Source organism: Streptomyces sp. NPDC006208 (genome assembly GCF_040613775.1).
Taxonomy (GTDB): domain Bacteria; phylum Actinomycetota; class Actinomycetes; order Streptomycetales; family Streptomycetaceae; genus Streptomyces.
In genome coordinates, this window is sequence record NZ_JBEXSW010000045.1 from 36,266 (window position 1) to 54,790 (window position 18,525).

The window sequence follows — 18,525 nt, forward strand, 5'->3', positions numbered from 1 at the left end:
GGTCCTTGGGCTGGTCGTTGTCCTTCTTTGTGTCGTCGTCCTTGGGCTGGTCCTTGGGCTGGTCGTTGTCCTTCTTTGTGTCGTCGTCCTTGGGCTCGTCCTTCGGCTGGTCCTTGTCCGGAGACTCCTCCTTCTTGTCGTGGTGCTCCTCTGGCGATGCAGGAGGGGGCAGGACAGGGAACGGCGTTTCGGCAGGCTGGCCCTTCGGGGTGGGAACCTCGTCGTCACTCTTGCCCAAGAGGTCGCCGCTCGGGCGCTGGAACCAGCCCTTGCGCTCCTGGTCGAACATCGTCACGGCCTTCATGGGCTTCTCGGTAGGTGTGACCACAACGAGGTTGGAGGGCCGGAACGACGACCACTGCCTGCCGGTGAATTTCTGCTTGCCCTCGCCGGCGACGGGCGGAGTCAGAGGGTTGCCGCATGCGCAGCGGACACGCGGAACGCCGCGGTCGTCGATGAGGACGGCCGTGCCGGCCTGCAGGATGGCCTGGTAGCTGGTGGCCGCGCCGCTCTTGTACCCGTGGTTCGTAACGCGCGTGTCCCAGACCAGCCGAGTCGGCGTCAGAGACCCCATGTACCGGGGGATTTCGGACTTCCGGATGTTGAGGGCGCCGGCGAAGGCCTGCGCTTTGTCGCTGTTCTGCGTGAGGAACTTGACCTGCTTCTCGACGTCACAGCTCGCGACGTTCTTCGTACCGCCGTACAGTCCCGGGTGGGAACCTTTGACGACGAGGGTGCCTGTGCCGCCCTCCGCGCCGGCCGATGACGCATTTGCGGACGAGGCCGCGGCGTCCTTGTCCTGGATGCTGGTCGACGGGGTGAACGGATCAGGGCCGGCCGCGGCGGCGGTCTGGAGGAAGATCTCCCCACCGCCCTTTTTCCCGCTGGGGAGGGTGACGGTGAGGATCAGCGCCATCGCGGCACCGACCACCACAGTGCCGGCACTCAGCAAAGTCCTCCGCGTCCGCCATCGGGGCGACAGTCCTCCGCGGCGCCGACCTGGCTCATCCGGTCCGCCGGGCGGACCCGTGGACCCCGGTGGAGGCGGTGGCCCGGCTGGGGGCGGTGGCCCGGCCGGTGGCAGAGGTAGCTGCTGCTCACCGCCGGACAGCGGACCGGAGGGAGGGCCGGTGGGGCGTTCGGACGAAGGAGGCAGGGAACTCACGGCACTCTCCTCAACCGCATAGATATTGCGGAAATAGAAACCATTCTCATTCGCCTCCCTACGGTCAATTATCGCTCCATGTCCGGGAGGCGCGGATCATGAGGCCACCGGCTTTGTCGAAGCCCGCCTCTCGAGTAAGCCCGAGCCTTGCCATCGCGTCACGCCACTACCTTTCGGGACTTGACAGAGAACGGCGTCCCCATAGAGGAAAGGGGCCGCTGATTCCGGGCCTCTTGACGTCGCCATGGAGCATCGCGCCCGCCTGACGGTGTCCATTGCCGCGTGCCATGGCTTCCTGGGTGGCGTAATCCTCGAGACGGCCGGATGACCCGGCGCCTGTCGGGACCCGCCCGGGGCGGAAGCCCCTGTTGAGCCGATACGTGAAGTGACCCGAGTGTCGACTTGGTCGAGCAGCCCGAGCTCAGAATCCGGGCGGCAGCGGCGGCTCGCCTCGACGCCCTACCCGATCGCCGCCACGACCTGGTCCCGTTCTCAGGCGGCGGATCGGACATGGCCGAAGCTGGTCGGGCAAGGGGTCGGGCCGGCAGGCCGGAAGGTGCGCACGAATACGAAGAAGACCACCCCTCCACCGACAGAGGGCGGAAGAACGACGCTGTCTGCGACGGCGTGAGGGCTCCGGCGTCCCTTTGGGCGGAGGTGATGGTCGGCTTGCGGGGGAGGCCCGGCGCGATGGGGCCTGGACGGTTCTCAGTTCCCGGAAAGGGACTGCTCGGCCCAGACTGTTTTGCCGATGAGGGCATGCCGGATGCCCCAGCGCTGGGCGAGCTGGGCGACCAGCAGCAGGCCCCTCCCTCCTTCGTCGAAGGTCCGGGCGCGCCGCATGTGCGGGGAGGTGTTGCTCGAGTCGAAGACCTCGCAGATCAGGGTGCTGTCCGCGTGGATGAGCCGTAGCTGGATGGGCGGCTGGCCGTAGCGGATGGCATTGGTGACCAGTTCGCTGACCGTCAGTTCGGTGATGAAGGCGGCGTCGTCCAGTCCCCACGTCGTCAGCTGGTCGGTGACGCTCTTGCGGGCCTGGGCGACGATGGCCGGGTCGGAGGCCAGGTCCCAGGCGGCGACCCGGTCGGCGTGGAGGGCCCGGGTGCGGGCGATGAGCAGGGCGATGTCGTCGTCGGGGCGGTGCGTCAGCATGGCCGCGAGAACCCTGTCGCAGACAGTGTCCAGCGTCTGGGCGGGGCGGGCGAGGGCCTGGAACATCCTGTCCAGGGCTTCGTCGATGTCGTGGTCGCGGGCTTCGAGCAGACCGTCGGTGTAGAGGGCGAGGAGGCTGCCCTCAGGCAGTTCGGTCTCGAAGGTCTCAAACGGCAGGCCGCCCAGGCCCAGCGGCGGGCCGGCCGGGACATCGAGGAAGCGAACGGCGCCGTCCGGGGTGACCACGGCGGGCGGGGGGTGGCCGGCCCGGGCGAGGGTGCAGCGCCGGGAGACCGGGTCGTAGACCGCGTACAGGCAGGTGGTGCCGATGCCTCCGGCGGTTTCGGCGGCGTTTTCCGTGCCGCCCTCGTCGGCGGACAGGTGGATGACGAGGTCGTCGAGGTGGGTGAGCAGCTCGTCGGGCGGCAGGTCGACGTCGGCCAGGGTGCGCACCGCGGTGCGCAGTCGGCCCATCGTGGCGGAGGCACGCATGCCGTGGCCGACCACATCGCCCACGACGAGGGCCACCCGCGCGCCGGACAGCCCGATCACGTCGAACCAGTCGCCGCCCACGCCGGCCTGGGTGGCGGAGGGCAGATAGCGGGAGGCGATCTCGAGTGCCGCCTGATCTGGCAGCGCATGGGGGAGCAGGCTGCGCTGCAGGGTCATGGTGGTGGTGCGCTCTCGGGTGGACCGGCGGGAGTTGTGGATGCTGACGGCCGCCTTGGCCGTGAGCTCCTCGGCCAGCCACAGGTCGTCCGATCCGAAGGGCTCTTGGCACTGGTGACGGCTGAAGAAGGCCACGCCGAGCGTGATGCCGCGGGCACGCATCGGCACCACCATCACCGAGTGTGTCCCCACCTCGCGGATCCACGCGGCCTGGGGGTCCTGGGCCGCCCACTGGACGATGGCGGGGTCGCTCCCCTCGTAAAGGGCGCCATGGCCTTGGGCCAGGCACTGGGCCACAGGTGACAGCGCCGGGTAGAGGGTCCTTTCTCCCGCCGCGAGCCAGGACGCGGGGCTGTCTTCGAGGACCGACCGCACAGCGGCACGGCCCATGGTTATGGGCCCTGCCGACGGGACGGGGGGCGGCCCGCCGCCGTGATGGGTGGCATCCAGCAGGTCGACGGCGGCGAAGTCCGCGAGCTGGGGGACGGCGACGTCGGCAAGTTCCTGCGCGGTGCGCCGGATGTCCGAGGTGGTGCCGATGCGGGCGTCGGCGTCGTTCAGCAGGAGCATCCGCTGCCGGGCGAGGTACTCCCCGGACCTGGAGTGCGCCGCCAGGCACACGGCGAGCACCCGGCCGCCGGAGTCTTTCAGCGGGGCGAGGGAGGTCGACCAGCCGCGCTCCGCGCTGACACCCGTGGGGTGGATGTAGGCCTCCACGTGCTGCTGCTCGCCGCTCTCCAGTGCCAGGCGCATCTTCGTCTCGGCCTCCTCACTCACGGGATGCGGCGCGATTTCCGGCAGGCGCAGCCCGCGCATCTGGTCCTCGGTGAAAGAAAGCGCACGCTCCATGCCGGCGTTGGCCCGCACCAGCCGCAGGTCCGCATCGAAGACCGCCAGGATGTCGGGGAACTGGCGAAACACCCATTCCCTCAGCGCCTCGCCCCCAGGCGTGCGCGCCTCGCCCGCCACGGCAGACACCACGAGCCACTCGGTGACCGAGCCGGTTGCCGTCCGGCGGTGCGCGAGCAGTCCCCGCTGAAGCCGGTGGCCGTCCCGGTGCCGCAACTCCACGGTGCCGCTCCACCTCTCCCGCCCGGCCGCATCCGGCCGCGCACTCTCGCCGACGTCTTCGGCGAGCAGTCGGGCAGCGGCCTGCCCCACGACCTCCGAGTGCACGTAGCCGAGCAGCCGCCGGGCACCTTCGCTCCACTCCGTCACGATGCCCTGCTCATTGATGGTGGCCGTGGCCGTGTATGCCGACTCGGGGGAGGCGTCCGACTCGTTCGGCCGCTCACCAGAAGGGGTGGGAAGTCGCTCCATCGCCGCTCATCTCGCCGTTCGGGAACCTGCACGGCCGGGGCCCTCCTGACAAGCATGATCCTGAGGGGCACGGAGCACCAACGCAGCGCTGTCACAGGGGGCCCTGCTGCCGGCAAGGCCCCAGGAGGCGGCCGGCGGCTCGAAAGCCGCCCGGCAGCGGGCCTGCAGTGCCTGCGGCCCCCGGCGGCGATCAGGCGCCCGCGTCGAACCCCGGCCTCCCTGCGCGAAAGAGGCGTATGTCCCCTTGGGGAGGGCCGCGGGAGGCTGACCGGGGGCGGCAGATCATCTCCGTGGCCCTACGGCTCTTTGCTGTGATCGCGCTGCGGCGCGCCGGTGGACGTGCCCTGTGACACGCCTGTGACAGGTGGCGGACACCGTCATGAAGTCACCCCGGCAGGCTCTTTATATCGGACATATAGCAGCAATCAGGCATGTATCCCCTGTTCTGAGCTTGTGAGCAGTGATGACCGTGCCGATCCTTCGGAGGAAGTCTCATGAGCCTCACACTCACCACCCCGTACGCCGAACGCCCCGCATCTGCGCTGGCTCCGCGTGAGAAGGAGACACTGCGACATATCGCCGCAGGGCGCACCTACATGCAAACGGCCCGCCACATGGGGCTCTCCAAGCACACGGTCGACGCCTATCTGCGCCGTATCCGAGCCAAGCTGAACATCAACAGCACGGCCGAACTCACCCGACTGGCCATCTCCCTGGGACTGTGACGCCCACCCACCCGAGCGGGAAACCGCCAAGCGATCCGGCGCCCCTGCACACGCCGCGCTGCACCGCGGCTGCTCACCGGCCCGGGCCGAGTTCCCCACCTCGGCCCGGACCGGTGAGCAGCGGTACGCCAGGGCCGTGACACCGCTTTCGGACCGCGAAGGTCCGAGGGAAGTGCGGCGGGAGCACCAGCAGCGTCGCCGGCACGGCACAGACCGTCGCAGCACTGAAGACGATCGTGCGGCCCGCGGTGCGCACGGTGCGCATGGCGGCGTGACGCGGACCGTCCCCCTCGGCGATCTCCTCACGCCGGCCCGTAGCCGATACCCAGCCCCAGCCCCAGCCCAGGCCGAGCGCCGTGGTCAGGTTCAGCGCGAACACTGGCACACCGGTGACACCGCCGAGAACGCCCGGCACCAACAGCGTCCCGGCGCCGGCTTCAGGTCGGAGACCGAGAGGTCCTGGATCCCGGCATCGGTGAGCCGGTCCCCCCACGTGCACCTTCAGGGCCACCTATGCCGACCGGGCGGACGATCGGCAGCGGACGAGCCGGGAGTCGTCGGCGCCTCACGCAACCGCTTGACCCGCGGACCGGGCTGCTCGCCGTCACCGTCCACACGCGCGAGCAACATGGCCGCGCGGCCATGCCACGGCTGTGCAACCGGGCCGCACCCGTCCCGTGCGAGGTCACGGCGCACACGTGTGGCTGCGCTGTGAGGCGCCTGGGTCAGGTTCTCGCGCGCGCCCCGGGCAGCGGCGTCGTCAACAAAGCCGCCCCGCACCTGCCCGCCCGACGACGACCAGGTTCGGCAACGCTCCGAAGCGCTCGGCCCTCACGTGGGCCGCGAAGCTGAGTCGGAACGGGGACCGTCGTGCCCCTGCGGCTTCTCAGCCGGCCACTCGCTCCCGAACCGAGCACCACGGACAGCATGAGGAGAACGAGCGCCGCGAGGAGGACGGGTCGGGGACGACGGGACGCAACCTCTCCTGTCCAGCGGAACATTCGAGCCTCCGGCTCGTTGGCGTTTCGCTCCTGCGGTCGCAGCGGGCGGTCGATCGCCACTGTGCCTGGTGTGTGCGCGAGGCCGTGGTCCCGGCTTTCGTCTTTTGACGAGAGGCCGGGAAAGTACGTACTCGGGCCCCACGGGTGGCCGTCCGGCAGACCCGGTACGACCAAGGCGCGGCCAGGGCAACGCCGGCCCGCGCCCCGGCGGCGGCGACGTCTCTTGCCGCTGCCGGACGATATCGGTGGGCAGAACGGCAGGCGCGCATGCCGGCACGCGAAGCGCTGTTGCCTCTGCGGGCGCCACGTGTACGCGGTTTTCCGGCGGCAGGACGCTCAACGGGACAAGACGGCGCTGAACTCGGTGGGTACTGGGTGGGCACACAGCCGGCGCGCTCCGCACTGCCGCACGGGGCGGGACAAGCCGTCACCGAAGGGGTGCGTCAGGGCCGCCGCACGGGGCGGCGCCTCCGGCGGCCGAAGGGACTGCGGCCGCGCGTAGGCCGGTGAGGGCCCGGGGACCGCACGTCCCGCGCGAAGGGCGAGCGGCACGTCGTCAGAGGGGCCTGTGCCCGCTGGGCCTTTGCGATGTGCGAGGGCTTCACCGTGTGCGGTGTCTCAGCAACGGGTCAGGCTGCCTGGGATGCGGTGGCCAGCGTCTGGGGGCGGAGGGCGTCCTCGCCGTACAGGTCCTGTACCCAGTTGGTCTGGTAGATGGTCTCCAGATACCGCTCACCCAGGTCCGGGGCGATGGCCACCGCGGTCAGCTCCCGTCCCTCCTGCCGGGCCAGCCAGTCCATCGCGCCGCTGACCACCGTGCCGGTGGAACCCCCGAACACGAACCCACGCCTGGCCAGCTGGTGACAGGCCCGGATGGTGTCGGCCTCCGCCACGCACACCACATCGTCGACATAGGACTCGTCCAGCAGCGGCGGACGCCTGCTGGTGCCAAGGCCCGGAATCATCCGCCGGCCCGCGGCGCCCCCGAAGGTCACAGAGCCCACGCTGTCGACGGCCACGATGCGCACCGGTCGGTGCCACTCGCGGAAGTAGCGTGCGCAGCCCATCAGGGTCCCGGTGGTGCCGGCCCCGACGAACAGCACATCCAGGTCCGGGAACTGCCGGGCGATGGCCGGGGCGGTCCTGCGGTAGTGGGCCATGCCGTTGCTGGGGTTGGTGTACTGGTTGAGCCACACATAGCGGTCGTCGGAGGCGCACAGGGCGCGGACGTGGTCGATGCGCGCGCCGAGGAAGCCGCCGGCCGGGTCGGGCTCGGTGATGATGTGGACCTGGCCACCCAGGGCCTCGATCATCATCCTGGTCGACAGGTTGCAGCGGGAGTCGGTCACGCACAGGAACTGGTAGCCCTTGCTGGCTGCGATCATGCTCAGGGCCACGCCCAGGTTGCCCGAGGACGACTCGACCAGGACCGAGTCGGGGGTCAGCAGGCCGTCGCGTTCGGCGGCCTCGACCATCTCGGTGGCGGCCTTGAGTTTGATCGAGCCGGCGAAATTGAAGCCCTCGCACTTGAGGAACAGTGACTTCCCGAAGATTCCCTCAAGGTCGACGTAGAGGTCGTCCTCGTTGAAGGCCTGGGGAACGGATATGACGGGCATGGTCGTCTCCTCGGCTGCGGCTTGGTGCCTCCCGGCCGCTGTTCCGTCTCGATGCGGCCCGGGGAGGAATTTCGGCGGCGAGTTGCGACTCGCCGGAACACCTCCAGTACGCCCGAATCGGAGCAGCCTTGTCATGCCACCGAAATTCGGGACTTGACACGCCCCTTGTTCGCACATATGTGGCCGTTGCCGTGTCCGGGGGAGGGGCTGGGCCGACCACCGGCGCCAGGCTCATCCGCAGCTTCCGGGCCTGGCCACAACCGTGTCCCGCCCGTCACTGCCCCACCGGGGGGTATCCGGTCCCCGCACCGGAAAACGCTGGGCCGGACGGGGCGGTCAACGCAATTCCCGGGCGATTTCCCCGCGGATTGAACGAGTGCCTGTGATACGCGGTCGTAGGCCGGGCGACGCGCACAGGAAGCAAGGGAACCGAAGGCGATGACCGGCAGAGCGATCGGGCTATCAAGACCGGTGTGTTGAGTCAAGCCCCGAAATTCAGGGGCAGGACAGGAACTCCCCGGCCGGGCCTACTGGAGAGGCGGGCATCACGAATCACGAATCCGTCCGCGCCGGCCGACCGGCTGACCGAAACGTCTTCAAGGAGTTCACGTGCCAGGGAAATCTGTCGAGGTCTTGACGGCCGATCCGGCTGACACATCGACCCTCCAGGACGGCGGGGCGACCTGCCCGGCGACCGGAACCGAGAGGCTTCTGGCCGAGGTGCTGGCCGGCGTCGTGCGCGTCGAGCAGGTGCCGGCCGACAGTCACTTCTTCAACGACCTGGGCGCCGATTCCCTGGTGATGGCCCAGTTCTGCGCCAGAGTCAGGAAGCGGGCGGACCTGCCGACGGTGTCGATGAAGGACATCTACCGGCACCCCACCATCCGGAGCCTGGCCACCGCGCTCGCCGAGGCCGCGCCCATCCCCGCCCCCTCCCCGGCCCCGGCTGCGCAGGTGCCGGCGCCGGCGCAGACACCGACCGACGCCGGGGCACCGACCGAGGCGGCGGCGCGGGTCGAGGTGCCGGCATCGGCCGCCACACGGCGCTACATCGTCTGCGGAACGCTGCAGTTCCTGATCTTCCTGGGTTATTCCTGCCTCGCCGCCTTCGGCGCCGTCGCAGGCTACGAGTGGATCTCCGGCGGCTCCGGCCTGCTCGACTCCTACCTGCGCTCGGTCCTGGCCGCCGGCGCGGGCTTCCTGGGCCTGTGCACCCTGCCCATCCTGGCCAAGTGGACGCTCATCGGGCGCTGGAAGGCCCGGGAAATCCCTGTGTGGAGCATGGGCTACCTGCGCTTCTGGGTCGTCAAGACCCTGATCCGCACCAGCCCCCTGCGCCTGTTCGCCGGCTCGCCGCTCTACGTGCTCTACCTGAGGGCACTGGGCGCGCGGATAGGGAAAGGCGTCACGTTCCTCTCCCGCACGATCCCGGTCTGCACCGACCTGCTCACCATCAAGGAGGGCACGCTCATCTGCAAGGACGTGCTCATCTCCGGTTACCGCGCCCACGCCGGCCTGATCCAGACCGGCCCGGTCACCCTCGGCACCAACGTGCTCGTCAGCGAGCACACGGTCATCGACATCGAGACCTCGATGGGCGACGGGTCCCAGCTGGGGCACGCCTCTTCCCTGCACACCGGCCAGGTGGTGCCCGCCGGTGAACGCCGGCACGGCTCGCCGGCGCAGCCGACCGAGGTGGACTACCGGAGGGTCGCCCCCGCCGACTGCTCCACCTCCAAAAGGGCCGTCTACTGCGTCCTGCAGCTGCTGAACATCCTGGTGGTGTACCTGCCGCTGGCGATGGGCGGCGCGAGCGTACTGCTCACCGAGATCCCGCAGCTGCATGCGCTCGTGAACCCGGAGCCGGCCTCCTTCACCAGCGCGGCGTTCTATGCCGATGCGCTGGCTGCTTCCCTGGTCGTCTTCATCGGCTCCTTGCTCGCCGGACTCCTCGTCGTGAGCACCGTGCCGCGCCTGCTCAACCGGGCCATCAAGCCCGGCAAGGTCTATCCGCTGTACGGCTTCCACTACGGCATCCACCGGGCGATCGCACTGCTGACCAACAGGAAGTTCTTCACCACTCTCTTCGGCGACAGCTCCGGCATCGTGCACTACCTGCGCTACCTCGGATACGACCTGTCCCGCATCGAGCAGACCGGATCGAACTTCGGCACGATGGTCAAGCACGAGAGTCCGTACCTGAGCTCTGTGGGAAGCAAGACGATGGTCGCCGACGGGCTGTCCATCATGAACGCCGACTTCTCCAGCACGTCCTTCTGCGTGTCCCGCACCTCGATCGGGCCCCGCAACTTCCTCGGGAACAACATCGCCTACCCCTCGCAGGGCAGGACCGGCGACAACTGCCTGCTCGCGACGAAGGTCATGGTCCCCATCGACGGACCGGTGCGAGAGGGCGTGGGCCTGCTGGGCTCACCCAGCTTCGAGATCCCGCGCACGGTGATGCGTGACAACCAGTTCAGCCACCTTGAGACCGGCGACGAGCTGCGCCGCCGGCTGGCCGCCAAGAACAAGCACAATGCCGCCACCGCCGGCCTGTTTCTGCTGGTGCGGTGGACCCATGTCTTCGTGATCACTCTCCTCACGATGGCCGCAGTCGACCTCCAGCCCGCGATCGGTGCTCCGGCGTTCGCGCTGGCCAGTGTCCTCACCCTCGCGTTCACGGTTGTTTTCTTCGCGCTGTTCGAACGGGCCGTCACGGGATTCAAGCCCCAGAAGCCGCTGTACTGCTCGATCTACGAGCCCTCCTTCTGGCGGCATGAACGCTTCTGGAAGATGGCTTCGAGCGATCACCTCCAGATCTTCAACGGCACCCCGTTCAAGAACACGGTCTGGCGGCTGCTGGGCGCCCGGATCGGCAAGCGGGTCTTCGACGACGGCTGCTCCATGCCGGAGCGCACCCTCGTCACCATCGGCGACGACAGCACGCTGAACGCCAACACCGTGATCCAGTGCCACTCGCAGGAGGACGGCGCCTTCAAGTCCGACCGCAGCGCCCTCGGCGCCCGCAGCACCCTCGGGGTCGGCGCCTTCGTCCACTACGGCGTGACGATCGGCGACGGCGTCCTGCTCGCCCCCGACTCCTTCCTCATGAAAGGCGAGGAAATCCCCCCGAACGCCCAGTGGGGAGGCAACCCGGCACGGGAAATGCCGGACAGCAAAACCCGCCTTGAGACCCGCCACGGACACAACCCCGCCCACGCCGCCCCGGCACGCGGCAACTGACGGCAACTGACACCGCGGCACCGGCAACAAGCAAAGGAAAACGAACCCGATGGCAACGCAACCGAGGCGCAGGGAGACGGACCGGGAGTACTGGCGCGGCGTACTGAAAGCGGGCGGTTTCACCCCCGCCCCGCGCTTCACCCCCCACCCGGTGACCGGAGTGGGCCAGTACGAGACACCGGCCCCCGACCACACCGTGACCGGGCTGCTCCGGCTGGCGGGCGAGCTGGCGGTGCCGCTCAGTTCGGTCCTGCTGGCCGCGCATGCCAAGGTGATCGCGGCACTGTCCGGCGAACAGGAGATCACCACCGGCTACACCACTGAGGGCGGCACCCTGCTGCCGTGCCGGCTGACCACCGCACCCGCCTCGTGGCGCCAACTGCTGCACCACACCCACCAGGCCGCCGCGGAACTGCTGGCACACCAGGACGTCCCGGCGGAGGACATCGACGCCCTGAGACGCGAACTGGGCCTGACCGGGCCGTCGTTCGAGACCGTCTTCGATCCCACCGGTGCCGGCGGCGACCTCACCGGGGACACCGCGCTGCGGGTGGGCATCGTTCACCACGACGGCCGGCTCGTACTGCGGCTGTGCTACCGCACCGAGATGCTCGACGCCGGCAGCGCCGCCCGTATCGCCGGCTATCACCTGACCGCGCTCGCGCTGATCGCCGCCGACCCCGATGCCGAACACGCACGCCAGAGCCTGCTGTCCGACCAAGAACTGCGGTTCCAGCTCGAGCAACTGGCCGGACCGGTCCGCAAGTTGCCGAGTGCGCGGGTGCACGAGCTGTTCGAGGACCGGGTGCGGATGCATCCGGATGCTGTCGCCGCCGTGCACGCCGAGAGGCAGTGGACCTACGCGGAGCTCAACGCCCGGGCAAACACGCTGGCCCGCGCCCTGCTCGCGCGGGGCCTTGGCCGCGAGGACGTCGTAGCGGTGGTGACCGAACGCAACCTCAACTGGCTGGCAGCCGTCATCGCGGTCTTCAAAGCCGGAGGTGTCTACCTCCCCATCGAGCCGCACTTCCCGGCCGAACGCATCGCTGCCACCCTCTCCCGCGCCCAATGCACCCTGGTACTGACCGAACCCGGTAGCACCACCACCCTCGACCAGGCACTCGACTCTCTGCCCGCAGTCGAGAGGCTCTTCGTCGAGGAGGCCTACGAAGAAGACCACTCCGACGATGATCCCGGCATCCACGTCACGCCCGACCAGCTCGCCTACATCTACTTCACCTCCGGCTCCACGGGCGCGCCGAAGGGCGCGATGTGTGAACACGCGGGCATGCTCAACCACCTCTACGCCAAGATCGACGACCTGAAGGTCGGCGAGGGGCAGGTGGTGGCCCAGACCGCGCCGCAGTGCTTCGACATCTCCCTGTGGCAGCTTCTCTGTGCCCTGCTGGTCGGCGGGCGGACCCTGCTGGTTGAACAGGACGTCATCCTCGACGCCCCCCGCTTCCTCGACACCATCACCGACGGCAAGGTCAACGTCCTGCAGGTCGTGCCCTCCTACCTCGAAGCCCTCCTGACCGAGCTCGAACAGCGCCCCCGCACGCTGCCCGGCCTGCGGTACGTGTCGGTCACCGGCGAGGCGCTGAAGAAGGAACTCGCCGAGCGCTGGTTCACCGCCCAGCCCCAGATCCAACTGGTCAACGCCTACGGGCTCACCGAGACCTCCGACGACACCAACCACGACGTCATGGACCGGGCCCCGGAGCACATCCTGCTCGGCCGCCCGGTCAACAACGTGCACATCTACGTCGTCGACGAACACCTCACACCGGTGCCACTGGGTGCCCCGGGTGTGATCGCGTTCTCCGGAGTCTGTGTCGGCCGCGGCTACATCAACGACCCCGAACGCACACAGGCGGCCTACCTGGCCGATCCGCACCGCGAAGGCATGCGCCTCTACCTCGGCGGCGACTACGGCCGCTGGCACCCTTCGGGGAAGCTGGAGTTCCTCGGCCGCCGCGACGCCCAGGTCAAGATCCGCGGGTTCCGGATCGAGATCGGCGAGATCGAGAACACCCTGCTGCGCCTCCCCGGCATCCGCGACGGCGCGGTGGTGGTGGCCGAACGCGCCGACCGGAGCAAGCACCTCGTCGCCTTCTACTGCGGCCCCAAGCCCCTCGACGCCCAGGCCCTTACCGACCGGCTGGCCGTGTCGCTGCCCGCCTACATGGTCCCCTCCGCCTTCCACTGGCGCGAAAGCCTGCCGCTGACCGCCAACAGCAAGATCGACAAGAAGGCGCTGGTGGCGCTCGCCGCGGAACTCGGCACCACCGAGGACGACCACGAGCCGCCGGCCACACCGACGGAGCAGCGGCTGGCGGCCGCCTGGGGACACGTCCTCAGCGTCCCACCGGAGAGCATCGGACGCCGCGACCACTTCTTCGACCGCGGCGGCACCTCCCTCTCGGCGGTGAAGCTCGCCATCGCCCTGGACCGCGCCGTGACCCTGGGGGACGTCACCGCACACCCGGTCCTCACCGACCTCGCCGCCCTGGTCGACAACGGACCCAGCGCCACGCAACCGGACCACTGACCTCCTCCTCAACCACATCGAAAGGAAAAGCACCATGCCGCACCCGATGCCGGCGTCCCTGCTAGAGGCGGACCTGCACCCCGGCAAACCCCCGATCCTGCACACCGACACCCCCGACGACGCGCCGGCCTGGGCGGACGAACACCACCACGCGCTGCGCACCCTCGTCACCGAACACGGCGCACTCCTCATCCGCGGCCTGCACCTGCGCGACGCGGACCAGGCCAGTGCCGTCCTCCAGCACCTGGCCCCGGCTCCAATGACCGACAAGGAAGCCTTCGCGCCCCGCCGGACCTACACCCCGGGCGTGTACTCCTCCTCGGCATGGCCGGCGAACCAGCCGATGTGCATGCACCACGAACTCAGCTACACCCTCCGGCCCCCCGGCCTGATGCTGTTCGCCTGCCTGACCGCACCCACCACCGGCGGAGCCACCGCCATCGCCGATGCCTCCGCCGTCCTTCAAGCACTGCCCTCCGAGCTGGTCCACCGTTTCGAACAGGAAGGCTGGCTGCTCACCCGCACCTACAACGACGAGATCGGCGTCTCCTGCACCGAGGCCTTCGGCACCGACGACCGCACCGCCATCGAGGACTACTGCCGCACCCACGCCATCGACTTCGCATGGCAGAGCGACGGCAGCCTGCGCACCCGCCAGCGCCGCCCCGCCGTGACGGCCCACCCGGTCACCGGCCGCCGCTGCTGGTTCAACCAGATCGCCTTCCTCAACGAGTGGACGATCGAACCCGAAATCCGCGAGTACCTCACCGACATCCACGGCGCCGACCACCTGCCGTTCAACACCCGCTTCGGCGAAGGCGATCCGATCGGCGAGGACATCATCCGGCTCCTGAACGACACCTACACCGCCCACACCACCCGCGAACCATGGCAGTCAGGCGACCTCATGCTCGTGGACAACCTGCGCACCGCCCACAGCAGGGAGGCCTACCAGGGACCCCGCGAAGTACTCGTTGCCATGGCCGAGCCGCTGCACCTGACCGACTGCACGCCGACCCCCGAGGTGAGCCCCCGATGACCGCCCAGCGCCCTCCCGCCACGCAGCCCCCCATGTCTCAGCCGCCCACCGTGCCACCGTTCGCCGTGATTTCCGGCGCCCAGGTCCAGCACGCCCTCAAGGACCGGGAAAAGCAGATCGTGGACCTCATCGAGGCCACCTACCAGCTGCACGCCGCCGGAGAGTCGGTCAACCCCCCCTCCTACTTCCTGCGCTTCCCCGACCGTCCCTCCTCCCGGATCATCGCCCTGCCCGCCTCGATCGGCGGCCAGGTGCGCGTCGACGGCGTCAAATGGATCTCCAGCTTCCCCGACAACGTCCGGGCCGGCATCCCGCGTGCCTCGGCCGTGCTCATCCTCAACGACCACGACACCGGCTACCCCTTCGCCTGCCTGGAAAGCTCCATCATCAGCGCCACCAGAACCGCCGCATCCGCGGCACTGGCCACCGATTACCTCACCCGCAACCGGCAACGCCCCACCCGCATCGGGTTCTTCGGCACGGGCCTGATCGCCCGCTACATCCACACCTTCCTGACTGCCGTGGGCTGGTCCTTCGACGAGACGGGCGTCCACGACCTGTCCGCCGACAGCGCCGCAGGCTTCCGCGACTACCTCCAGCAGACCGGCGCCGGCGGGCAGATCACCGTGCACGACGGTGCCGAGGAACTCATCCGCTCCAGCGACCTCGTCGTCTTCGCCACCATCGCCGGCGAACCACACATCAGCGACCCGACATGGTTCAACCACAACCCCCTTGTCCTGCACGTGTCCCTGCGCGACCTCGCACCCGAGATCATCCTGGCCTCGACCAACATCGTCGACGACGTCGAACACTGCCTCAAAGCCAACACCTCACCGCACCTGGCCGAACAGCTCACCGGCAACCGGGACTTCCTGAACGGCACACTCGCCGACGTCATGAGCCGACGAGTGACACCCCCCGCCGACCGGCCCCTGGTGTTCTCACCCTTCGGCCTCGGAGTACTCGACCTCGCCGTCGGCAAATACGTCCACGACGAGACGGTCCGCTCCGGGCAGCTCCACGTCATCGAGGACTTCTTCCACGACCTGAGCCGGCACGGATGACCGCCCCCAGCACCCTGCCGCGGTGGAGGAGGCCAACGGGCTGTCGTACCCGCTGCCGAAGGTTGGAAGCAGGGTGCTCGGCGGCTGGGGCAGGCATCGACGGATGTCTGTGCGGTGCCCTGCCCGGGACGGCGTGAGCCCGGGATGCGGACCCCTTGATGCTGTCGGCGGGGATGCAACCGGGCGGGAAGCCGTTGCCGTACGGCGTCCCTCGTGGTCGGCGTGGACCAACGCCTTGTGGATCCGCCGTCCGGGAACGGAGGTGCACGGTTCGGTCAACTTCTCGGCCGTAAGCGACCGAGCTTGCTGACTCGGTCTTGTACACGTTGTCGCGCTCCCGGCTGCCCCCTACGACAGGGCGGCCACGGGGCGCGTCCACCAGTGAAAGGGAGGCGCTCAGGTCCTTTGTGGTACGGGTGCGTTGACGAGAACCCACGCCGAGCGTGCGCGGGTTGCGTACGCTGACCTCCGGCGACGTGTTCGGCGGGGCCGCTGCGTGCCGGGCTTCTCTCTTCGCCCGGCGCTCGGCCCGCCGGGCGGCGGATCGGGTCCGCTTCGCCTGCAACTGGGCTCGCTGGCGGGCGTGCAGGCACCGGTAGCGGCCAAGACGGCGACCCTGGCAGTCGTCCCCCGTCGGACGTGGTGGCGAGGTCGGCAATCCTGTGACTCAGCGCTTCAGTTGGCCCCTGAGCGGTTCAGCTGGCCCGGCGGAGCATCATGGTCGGCCTGCCGGGCGGACAAGGCGCCGCTGACCCGGGCCTTCTGGAGCCGGGCGGGGTGTGGGCGGGTCTGGGATCCGGTCGGGCTCCCCCGTGGCCGGCACGAGGACTCCCACCCTCGCGCACACCGGCCCCTGTTTGACCTTGACACGGTGACAAGGCCTTCACTGCTTGCCAAGGAGGTGCTCGATGACAGCCACGAGACAGGACACAGATGTGATGCGAGCGCTCCAGGAGTTGGAGGACGGCCGTGCGTCCGTGCGACTGCGGGCTGCTCTGGCGGTCGGCACGACGCCTGACGCGCGCTTCGTCAACAGGCTCATCGAGCGATGCGCCATCGAGCCCGAGTTTTTCGTGCGCGACATGCTGACCTGGGCGCTCACCCGCCACCCGGTGTCCACGACGCTTCCCGAGCTGCTCCGCGAAGTCCGCTCGGAGCGTGCGCAGGCACGGAGCCAGGCGCTGCACACGCTGTCCAAGATCGGGGACCGGCAGGCGTGGCCGGCGATCACACGGACGCTCCTGTCCGACGCCGACGACGAAGTGGCGCGCAGCGCCTGGCGGGCCGCGGTCGTGCTCGTGCCGGATGGTGAGGAGTCCGCGCTGGCCACGGTACTGGCGACGCAGCTCGGGCGCGGTGGGCGGGAGACGCAGCTGAGTCTCAGCCGGGCGCTGGTCGCGCTGGGTGAAGTGATTGTGCCGGCTCTGCTTGCTGCGACGACGCCCCCTGACCCGCGCATGCGCGCGCACGCGCTCGCCACACAACGGCTGCTGCGCGACCCGGACGCCGGATTCGAGTTCGCGATCGAAGAGGCGAAGCGCGTCGTGGCCCTCGGCGGGTCAGGCCAGGAGGGACGATAGGGCGTGTTGATCGGTGAGGTGGCGCGACAGTCCGGGGTAAGTGCCCGCATGCTCCGGCATTATGAGTCGCTCGGTCTGGTGCGTCCTTCGGGCCGTACCGGCTCCGGCTATCGGGAGTATTCCAGGGAGGACATCCAGCGGGTCTTCCATATCGAGAGCCTGCGGTCGCTGGGGCTGTCGCTGCGAGAGATCGGACGCGCGCTCGACGATCCCAGCTTCACGCCCTCGGTGCTCGTCGACGACCTCATCCGTCAAACGCGCGAACGCATCGCGGCGGAGACCGAGTTGCTCACGCGGCTGCGCCGGATCGATGCCGCGGACCCCGCCGGCTGGGAGGACGTCCTCCAGGTCGTTGCGCTCCTCCAGGCACTGGGGTCGAAGAGTGCCGACGCGCGCCAGCGCGCGGCCCTTTCCTCGGTCCACGAGGTTCCGGTGCCGGTGGAGGCCCTGGTCGAGGCGGCACTGAGCGAGACGGAGCCGAACGTCGCCGGGGCCCTTCGATGGGCGCTGGCGCAATCGGGCGACTGCGGCCCAACGCTGCTGGCGGAGGGCCTCGGCTCACCGGTGGCCGGGGTGCGGGAGCGTGCCGTTCAGGCCCTCGCCGAGATGCCCTGCGGTGAGGCTACCGCGCATCTGAGGGATGCCCTCGCGAACCCCGACGTCGTGGTCCGCGGGTATGCGGCTTTGGCGCTCGGGACACGTGGTGTGGCCGATGCGGTCCCGACGCTCATCGACATGATCGTGGAGGGAAGGAACGACACCGATGCAGCCGATGCATTGAGCGTGCTGGCGAGCGACACCGCGACGGCGGATCAGATCGCGACCAGGCTCGTCGACCGTCTCGCCCACAACACCACGGAAGCGCCTGCACGCGGACGGCTGACCCAGGCACTCGCGGACATCCCGGGGACGAGGGCTTCACGTGCCCTCGTGGAGCTGTCGCACGACGTGGACCGTGCTGTTGCGCTGACTGCGGCGTACCTTCTTCAACTACGCGACGCACGGTGACGGATCTCTCCTGGGACGCCGCGTACGCGGCGTCTTCCTTGAGCCGCCTCGCGCTGCCTGACGCCGGCCTTCGATACCAGCCTCCCAGGCTGATCACCACGGGCGGATCATGCCACCCACCGGCGACGACGCCCAACGACCCCACCGCTGTCACGCACCAACTCGTCAGGGCCGAGGACCCCCGCCCGGATGTTCGCCCGCAACGTGGCACAGGCGTCAACGACCTTCTTCCCCACCCGCACAGCCAGTTGGGCAGCGAGCCCGAACCAGAGGCTGTCTCCCAGATCCGGTCGTGAGATGGTCGTGCGCGTGAACGAGACCTGGGTGTTCAGTGACGGCTCTTCTCCGGTGTCACGGCCGTCCGACCAAGCGGCGGTGATCACCACGTT

At 69.2% G+C, this 18,525-nt stretch carries 11 protein-coding genes; 7 read left to right on the forward strand and 4 right to left on the reverse strand.

The annotated features are described in order from the left end of the window. Window positions 1-952: DUF6777 domain-containing protein (locus tag ABZ208_RS30460; protein ID WP_356912671.1), on the reverse strand; the 952-nt coding region annotated here is incomplete at its 3' end. Window positions 953-1,873: 921 nt separating this feature from the next. After that, window positions 1,874-4,306: a SpoIIE family protein phosphatase gene (locus tag ABZ208_RS30465; protein ID WP_356912672.1), complete on the reverse strand. Its 2,433-nt coding sequence runs from the start codon at window positions 4,304-4,306 to the stop codon at window positions 1,874-1,876. A 494-nt stretch (window positions 4,307-4,800) separates the two neighbouring features. On the opposite strand from ABZ208_RS30465, the gene ABZ208_RS30470 reads away from it, so the two are divergent. Continuing rightward, window positions 4,801-5,031 (forward strand): helix-turn-helix transcriptional regulator, encoded by a 231-nt coding sequence (locus tag ABZ208_RS30470; RefSeq protein ID WP_356912673.1) that lies wholly within the window; start codon window positions 4,801-4,803, stop codon window positions 5,029-5,031. A gap of 73 nt (window positions 5,032-5,104) precedes the next feature. On the opposite strand, the gene ABZ208_RS30475 is transcribed toward ABZ208_RS30470, so the two are convergent. Continuing rightward, entirely contained in the window at window positions 5,105-5,446 is a 342-nt protein-coding gene (locus ABZ208_RS30475) for an MMPL family transporter (protein WP_356912674.1), read from the reverse strand. Between the two features lie 1,215 nt (window positions 5,447-6,661). Then, on the reverse strand, window positions 6,662-7,648 hold the full coding sequence (sbnA, locus tag ABZ208_RS30480; RefSeq protein WP_356912675.1) for a 2,3-diaminopropionate biosynthesis protein SbnA: 987 nt from the start codon (window positions 7,646-7,648) through the stop codon (window positions 6,662-6,664). 609 nt (window positions 7,649-8,257) lie between these two features. Here sbnA and ABZ208_RS30485 point away from each other — a divergent pair. The 6 genes from ABZ208_RS30485 (at window position 8,258) to ABZ208_RS30510 (ending at window position 18,136) form a co-directional block, all read left to right on the forward strand. Continuing rightward, window positions 8,258-10,891: a Pls/PosA family non-ribosomal peptide synthetase gene (locus ABZ208_RS30485; protein ID WP_356912677.1), complete on the forward strand. Its 2,634-nt coding sequence runs from the start codon at window positions 8,258-8,260 to the stop codon at window positions 10,889-10,891. A gap of 49 nt (window positions 10,892-10,940) precedes the next feature. Next, window positions 10,941-13,442 carry an amino acid adenylation domain-containing protein gene (locus ABZ208_RS30490; protein WP_356912678.1) on the forward strand — a complete coding sequence of 834 codons (2,502 nt, stop codon included), beginning with the start codon at window positions 10,941-10,943 and terminating at the stop codon, window positions 13,440-13,442. 34 nt (window positions 13,443-13,476) lie between these two features. Beyond that, window positions 13,477-14,481, forward strand: a complete 1,005-nt coding sequence (locus ABZ208_RS30495; protein WP_356912679.1) for a TauD/TfdA family dioxygenase — start codon at window positions 13,477-13,479, stop codon at window positions 14,479-14,481. Between the two features lie 32 nt (window positions 14,482-14,513). Further along, complete coding sequence (gene sbnB / locus ABZ208_RS30500; RefSeq protein ID WP_356912680.1) at window positions 14,514-15,548, forward strand: 2,3-diaminopropionate biosynthesis protein SbnB; 1,035 nt, start codon at window positions 14,514-14,516, stop codon at window positions 15,546-15,548. 908 nt (window positions 15,549-16,456) lie between these two features. Then, window positions 16,457-17,128: a HEAT repeat domain-containing protein gene (locus tag ABZ208_RS30505; RefSeq protein ID WP_356912681.1), complete on the forward strand. Its 672-nt coding sequence runs from the start codon at window positions 16,457-16,459 to the stop codon at window positions 17,126-17,128. Between the two features lie 3 nt (window positions 17,129-17,131). Next, window positions 17,132-18,136 (forward strand): MerR family transcriptional regulator, encoded by a 1,005-nt coding sequence (locus ABZ208_RS30510; protein ID WP_356912683.1) that lies wholly within the window; start codon window positions 17,132-17,134, stop codon window positions 18,134-18,136. Window positions 18,137-18,525 lie beyond the last annotated feature (389 nt).

Excerpts from the sequence above, each read along its gene's own strand:
- ABZ208_RS30465 (WP_356912672.1), bottom strand. The coding sequence starts at position 4,306 with ATGGAGCGACTTCCCACCCCTTCTGGTGAGCGGCCGAACGAGTCGGAC.
- ABZ208_RS30470 (WP_356912673.1), top strand. The coding sequence starts at position 4,801 with ATGAGCCTCACACTCACCACCCCGTACGCCGAACGCCCCGCATCTGCG.
- sbnA (WP_356912675.1), bottom strand. The coding sequence starts at position 7,648 with ATGCCCGTCATATCCGTTCCCCAGGCCTTCAACGAGGACGACCTCTAC.
- ABZ208_RS30490 (WP_356912678.1), top strand. The coding sequence starts at position 10,941 with ATGGCAACGCAACCGAGGCGCAGGGAGACGGACCGGGAGTACTGGCGC.
- ABZ208_RS30495 (WP_356912679.1), top strand. The coding sequence starts at position 13,477 with ATGCCGCACCCGATGCCGGCGTCCCTGCTAGAGGCGGACCTGCACCCC.
- sbnB (WP_356912680.1), top strand. The coding sequence starts at position 14,514 with ATGTCTCAGCCGCCCACCGTGCCACCGTTCGCCGTGATTTCCGGCGCC.
- ABZ208_RS30505 (WP_356912681.1), top strand. The coding sequence starts at position 16,457 with ATGACAGCCACGAGACAGGACACAGATGTGATGCGAGCGCTCCAGGAG.